The sequence below is a fragment of the Micromonospora sp. ATCC 39149 genome (assembly GCF_000158815.1).
Lineage (GTDB): Bacteria > Actinomycetota > Actinomycetes > Mycobacteriales > Micromonosporaceae > Micromonospora.
On record NZ_GG657738.1, the window covers coordinates 4,889,058 to 4,894,672 of the forward strand.

Here is a 5,615-nt window from a genome sequence, read left to right on the forward strand (position 1 = left end):
TCGATCCGGGTCACCGACGGGTACGGCCACCGCGTCACCGTCGGCGGCATCCGGATGGCCCCCGGTTAGGTCCAGCGCGGCACCGTCAGGATGTACGGCGGCGGGACGTCCGGGAGCGTTCGGTCGACCGCCCCCAAGCGTTCCGCGTCGCCCCGGCCCAGCGCCTCGCCGACGCCCAGCGCGGCGTCCCAGAGCTCGCCGTCGGCAGCCCCGTCGGTGGAGACGACGCCCGTGGACGCGGCCGTCGTGCCGCTCGCCGCCGGCGCGCCCGCGGGCCGCTGCGGCGGCCACTGACCCAGGCGGCCGGGCTCGTGGCCGGTGTTCACGTGGCCGCTGTTCACGGCCCGGGTGCGCCCGGCGCGGGGACTACGGCTCGGGGGTTGCCGGCGGAAGGTCGAGCCACATGAGGATCTCGTCCCGGTCGTCGCCCGGGGCGACCCGCAGCGCGCCCGGCAACCGACCCACCTCCCGGTACCCGAGCCGCGCATAGAACTGCTCCAGCCCCAACCCGTCCCGGACGGTCACGTGCAGCGCCGCCCAGCCCAGCTTCCGGCCGAGCCACTCCGCCTTGCGCATCAGCGCCGACCCGTACCCCCGGCCCTGGGTGCCGGGGTGCACCATCACCCGCTTCAGCACGCACCAGTGCGCCTTCAGGTCGAACCGGTTGTCGGCGAAGACCAGAACGGCCACCGGGCGCGCGTCGTCGTACCCGACGAGCATCCGGTCCGGGCCGTCGACGATGCCGGCGAACGTCGCCTCGGCGACGGGGCGGACGTCGGCTCCGGTGACCGGCGCGACGAAGCCGACCGCGCCTCCGGCGTTGGTGACGTCCACCCACAGGGCGACGACCTGTTCGCGCAGCTCGGCGGTGAGGTCGGGGTCGAGGACGAAACGCAGGCTCACGCCGTCATCCTGACCCCGCCGCCATCCGACGACCTCATGATCGTGACGCTTACAACAGCCGCACAGGGTGCGGGAGAGGGGACTCGAACCCCCACGTCCTCACGGACACAGGAACCTAAATCCTGCGTGTCTGGCCATTTCCACCACTCCCGCCTGACCGAGGAGTCTAGAGGGTCCGGCGTCTCTGGTGTTAACACTGCCCCGCAGGCGAGTCGTCCGGCGCCGCGCCCGGGTCAGTTGACCGGCACCGGCGCGCTGTCGCTCCCGCCGTGGGAAGGGTCGTGGGCGGGGGCGTTGATCTCGACCGGCGGCGGGAAGCGGGTCACGAAGTCGCAGAGCGTGATGTGGGTCGGCTTGATGGTGATCACCACCATGTCGGTGGTGTGTGCGCGCTTCTGCTGCTCCCATCCCGGGGCCAGGCTCTTGTCCGCGAACATCCGCCAGGACGCCTTGACGTGCACGTCCGGGACCCCCGAGTGGAGCTCGATCGACGCCGTGCCGCGTACCAGCATGACGACGGGCGTGTAGCCGGCGACGGTCGGGCCGAGCTTCGCGGCAACCTTCGCGCGCACCTCGGGGGAGTACGTGTCGACGCTGAAGGACACCTGCGGGTGCGCCGCGATCGCCCGCACCTTGTACGCGGTCGTCGGGCTGGCGAACTGGAACGCCTCGCCGTTCCACAGGTACGCGACCGGCACCGTGCGCGGGTGACCGTCCAGGCCCACATAGCCCAGCCGCATCGCGACCGGCGACTCCAACAACGTCTGTGCCACCGGGTCGGTGTTCATCAGGTGCACGAGCTCGGCGTAGTCCACTGCTGTCCCTTCCCGCAAGCGGATGCCGGCAGCCGAGTCGTCACGTGCCCACTCACGACAGGGCCCGCGATCTCGGCGTCACCGGACGTAGTCTGATCGCTACCAGGAAAGTATCGACAGTGGGTGGCCCTCCAGCCATCTCGCTGGTTGCCGTTGTGCCGCCGGGCGGGGCCTGCGGGGGCGAACGGGAGCCGGGCCCGTTCGTTCAGTCGAGGCCGAGGTCGCGACGCAGCTTGGCGACGTGGCCGGTGGCCTTGACGTTGTAGAGCGCCCGCTCGATCTTCCCGTCCGGGTCGATGACGAAGGTGGACCGGATCACCCCGGTCACCGTCCGGCCGTAGGACTGCTTCTCGCCGTACGCGCCGTAGGCGGTGAGCACCGCTCGGTCGGTGTCGGCGACCAGCGGGAAGGTGATGGCGTCCCGATCACGGAACTTCGCCAGCTTCTCCGGCTTGTCCGGGGAGATGCCGACCACCTCGAAACCGGCGGCCTGGAGCGAGGCGAGCGAGTCGCGGAAGTCGCACGCCTGCTTGGTGCAGCCGGGGGTCATCGCGGCGGGGTAGGCGTACAGGATCACCCGCCGGCCGCGCAGGCCGGCCAGGGAGAGAGTCTCGCCGGTGTCGGTCGGCAGGGCGAACCCGGGCGCGGGGTCACCGGGGCTGAGGCGGACGGGCGCGGTCATGGCCGAACCCTACCGCCGAGCCTGGCCGCCGCAGCGACACCGCCCACCATGTCGCCGACATCGCGCCCTGGCGCGGAGCGTAGTGATCAACGCCTCGGCGCTGTTGCCAGGCGTTGGCAACAGCAGGTCAGTGGAAATACGCTGACCCGAGCTGGCGTGGACCCTCCCGCCTGGCCCCGGGAGGTCGAGTGGAAACCCTGGCGATGCACATCTCCAACGGGATCGTGAACGGTCCGGTCGCTGCGGTATTCGCCGCCTTCGCCCTGGCTGTGCTGACCCTCTGCGTGCTGCGCGGCCAGCGTGACCTGGACGACCGGCTCGCCCCGATGGCCGGCCTGGTCGCCGCGTTCATCTTCGCCGTCCAGATGCTCAACTTCCCGGTCTTCACCGCCGGGGTGAGCGGCCATCTGCTCGGCGGCGCGCTCGCCGCTCTGCTGGTTGGTCCGTGGGTCGGCGCGCTCTGCGTGGCGGTCGTGCTGGTCGTCCAAGCGTTGGTCTTCGGCGACGGCGGGGTGGCGATGCTCGGGCTCAACGTCACCAACATGGCCGTCCTGGGCACCGCGGCGGCGTACCTGCTGATCGCTCTGCTGCTGCGGGTGCTGCCCCGCACCCCGGCCGGCCTCGGCGTGACCGCCTTCGTGTCGGCGCTGGTCAGCGTCGTGGTGGCGTCCCAGGGCTTCGTGCTCCAGTACTGGCTGGGCGGCACCACCGACCTGGGTGGCAACCTCGCCGGCCTGGCCGGCACGATGGCCGGCGTCCACCTGCTGATCGGTATCGGCGAGGGCCTGATCACCGCGACCACGGTGGTCACCGTCGCGAAGGTGCGCCCCGATCTGGTGTACGCGCTGCGCGCCCTCAAGCCGGCCGCGTCGGCTCCCGTCGTTCCGGTCGCCGGAGGTGCCCGATGAGCAAGCGTCCCTGGGGTTTCGTCGTCGGTGGGCTGCTGGTCGCCCTGCTGCTGGCCGGCGTGGTGAGCAACTACGCCTCGTCGCACCCCGACGGGCTGGACTCGTCGCTGCTGCGGGGCTGCACGGTCGACGCCGAGGGGGAGATCACCGGCGGTAGCTGCCCCGCGCAGCAGGAGCGGGACCACGAGCTGGCCGACAGCCCGCTGGCCGACTACGGCGTGCGTGGCCTCGACAACGACTTCCTCTCCACCGGGCTGTCCGGGGTGCTCGGCGTGCTGCTCACCTTCGCCGTGGGCGGCGGCTTGTTCTGGCTGCTGCGCCGCCGTGGCCCGCAGCCGCCGGCCGCCGACCGGTCCAGCGGCGAGCCGGCCGCCGACCGGACGACGCGGCAGCGGACCGCCGCCGAGAGCCCGGCCGACAGCGCGTCGCGCGCGGCGCGGTCCCGGTAGCCGGCCCGCGACCATGGGGGCCGGTCACGCGCACGTGCTCTACCGGGAGTCCGCCTCCCCGGTGCACCGTCTACCGCCGGAGGTGAAGATCGCCGCGATGGTGCTGTTCACCCTCGCGGTGGTGGCCACCCCCCGCACGGCGTTCTGGGCGTTCGGCGGGTACGCCCTGCTGGTCGCCGGCGTGGCCGGGCTGGCAAGGGTGGGGCCGGGCTGGCTGCTGCGCCGCGCGGCGATCGAGCTGCCGTTCGTGATCTTCGCGTTCGCACTGCCGTTCCTCGGGGCGGGCGAGCGAGTCGAGGTGGCGGGGCTGGGCCTGTCGCTCGACGGGCTGCTCGGCGGCTGGAACATCGTCGCGAAGGGCACGCTGGGCGTACTCGCGTCGCTCCTGCTGGCGGCGACCACGACGACGCGGGACCTGATCGTCGGCCTGGACCGGCTGCGCTGCCCGCAGATCGTCACCCAGATCGCCACCTTCATGCTCCGCTACCTGGACGTGCTGGTCGGCGAGGCCCGTCGGATGCGGGTGGCCCGGGTCTCCCGCGGCGACGACCCGCGCTTTTTGTGGCAGTTGCGCGGCTTCGCCGCCGGAGTCGGTGCGCTGTTCCTGCGCGCGTACGAGCGCGGCGAGCGGGTCTACCTGGCGATGCTGTCGCGCGGCTATTCCGGCCGGATGCCGGCGGTGTGGCAGGGCGCGGGCGCGGCGACCGCCGGGCAGTGGCTGGTCGGGGCGACGGTGCCGCTGGTCGCGGCCGGCATCGCCGCGACCGCCGTGGCCCTGACATGATCGGGTACGTGCAAAATCCCGATCCCCCCTCCCTGGACGTGCGCGGCGTCCGGTACGCGTACCCGGACGGGCACGTCGCCCTGCACGGGGTCGACCTGACCGTGGCGCGCGGCGAGCGGGTGGCGCTGCTCGGGCCGAACGGCGCGGGCAAGACCACCCTGGTGCTGCACCTCAACGGCATCCTCACCGCGGCCGAGGGCTCGGTGAGCGTCGGTGGGCTCACGGTGAACCGGGACCGGGACACCCTCGCGGAGATCCGCCGCCGGGTCGGGATCGTCTTCCAGGACCCGGACGATCAGCTCTTCCTGCCCACGGTCGCCGAGGACGTGGCGTTCGGCCCGGCCAACCTGGGGCTGCGCGGGGCCGAGCTGGCCGCCCGGGTCGACGAGGCCCTGGCGGCGGTGGGGATGGGTGAGCACCGGGACCGCGCCCCGCACCACCTGTCGTTCGGGCAGCGCCGCCGGGTGGCGGTGGCCACCGTGCTGGCCATGCACCCGGAGGTTCTGGTGCTGGACGAGCCGTCGTCCAACCTCGACCCGGCGGCCCGCCGGGAGCTGGCCGAGATCCTGCGCGGGCTGCCGGTGACCCTGCTGATGGTCACGCATGACCTGCCGTACGCGCTGGAGCTGTGCGATCGCTCGGTGATCCTCGACGCCGGCCGCATAGTCGCCGACGCCGACACCCGCACCCTGCTGAAGAACGCCCCCCTCCTGTCCGCCCACCGCCTGGAGCTCCCCTACGGCTTCACCCCCTGACACCCCGCCCCGCCCTGCCGCCCGCGATCTTGCAGTTAGGGCCCCGGCGAAGGGGACGAAAGTCCCATTCCGGGGGCCGCAAGTGCATGATCGTCGGGGGAGGGGGGCGGGGCCTGGGCGGCGGCGCGGAGGCGCAGCAGGCCGCTGGCGGTGGCGCCGGCACCCGTGGCCAGGATCAGGACGAGTAGCAGCCGGGCCAGTCCGCCGGGCCAGGGGACCGGGGGAACCGAGCGGGCGAGGACGGCGACGTTGGTGACCCCGGCGAAGAGTGCGAGGCAGGCCCCGGCCAGCGCGAGGGCGAAGTCGGCGGCGGGACGGC

Annotated in this window: 8 protein-coding genes, 1 tRNA gene and 1 pseudogene; 4 read left to right on the plus strand and 6 right to left on the minus strand. The window is 72.9% G+C overall.

Annotation, left to right across the window (positions count from 1 at the left end):
* Positions 1 to 65 precede the first annotated feature (65 nt).
* From MCAG_RS21330 to bcp, 5 genes are all read right to left on the minus strand, one after another.
* Positions 66 to 326 (minus strand): hypothetical protein, encoded by a 261-nt coding sequence (locus tag MCAG_RS21330; protein WP_036374579.1) that lies wholly within the window; start codon positions 324 to 326, stop codon positions 66 to 68.
* A 40-nt stretch (positions 327 to 366) separates the two neighbouring features.
* The gene (locus MCAG_RS21335; protein ID WP_007075056.1) at positions 367 to 903 is read right to left on the minus strand and encodes a GNAT family N-acetyltransferase; all 537 of its coding nucleotides are present in this window, start codon (positions 901 to 903) and stop codon (positions 367 to 369) included.
* A 68-nt stretch (positions 904 to 971) separates the two neighbouring features.
* Positions 972 to 1,056: transfer RNA gene (locus MCAG_RS21340), tRNA-Leu, on the minus strand.
* A gap of 80 nt (positions 1,057 to 1,136) precedes the next feature.
* Positions 1,137 to 1,718: a pyridoxamine 5'-phosphate oxidase family protein gene (locus MCAG_RS21345; RefSeq protein WP_007075057.1), complete on the minus strand. Its 582-nt coding sequence runs from the start codon at positions 1,716 to 1,718 to the stop codon at positions 1,137 to 1,139.
* 205 nt (positions 1,719 to 1,923) lie between these two features.
* Entirely contained in the window at positions 1,924 to 2,400 is a 477-nt protein-coding gene (gene bcp, locus MCAG_RS21350) for a thioredoxin-dependent thiol peroxidase (protein WP_007075058.1), read from the minus strand.
* 188 nt (positions 2,401 to 2,588) lie between these two features.
* On the opposite strand from bcp, the gene MCAG_RS21355 reads away from it, so the two are divergent.
* Genes MCAG_RS21355 through MCAG_RS21370 form a run of 4 tightly spaced genes read left to right on the plus strand, consistent with a single transcriptional unit; the run spans position 2,589 to position 5,296 of the window.
* A complete protein-coding gene (locus MCAG_RS21355; protein ID WP_036374581.1) occupies positions 2,589 to 3,308 on the plus strand; it encodes an energy-coupling factor ABC transporter permease in 720 nt (239 codons plus the stop codon).
* Positions 3,305 to 3,757 (plus strand): PDGLE domain-containing protein, encoded by a 453-nt coding sequence (locus MCAG_RS21360; protein ID WP_007075060.1) that lies wholly within the window; start codon positions 3,305 to 3,307, stop codon positions 3,755 to 3,757. Before MCAG_RS21355 ends, MCAG_RS21360 begins: the two co-directional genes overlap by 4 nt.
* 13 nt (positions 3,758 to 3,770) lie before the next feature.
* On the plus strand, positions 3,771 to 4,541 hold the full coding sequence (cbiQ, locus tag MCAG_RS21365; protein ID WP_007075061.1) for a cobalt ECF transporter T component CbiQ: 771 nt from the start codon (positions 3,771 to 3,773) through the stop codon (positions 4,539 to 4,541).
* Complete coding sequence (locus tag MCAG_RS21370; RefSeq protein ID WP_007075062.1) at positions 4,538 to 5,296, plus strand: energy-coupling factor ABC transporter ATP-binding protein; 759 nt, start codon at positions 4,538 to 4,540, stop codon at positions 5,294 to 5,296. Before cbiQ ends, MCAG_RS21370 begins: the two co-directional genes overlap by 4 nt.
* Positions 5,297 to 5,331: 35 nt before the next feature.
* Here MCAG_RS21370 and MCAG_RS33820 read toward each other — a convergent pair.
* Positions 5,332 to 5,615 (minus strand): annotated as a pseudogene (locus tag MCAG_RS33820) (hypothetical protein); the annotation flags it as partial.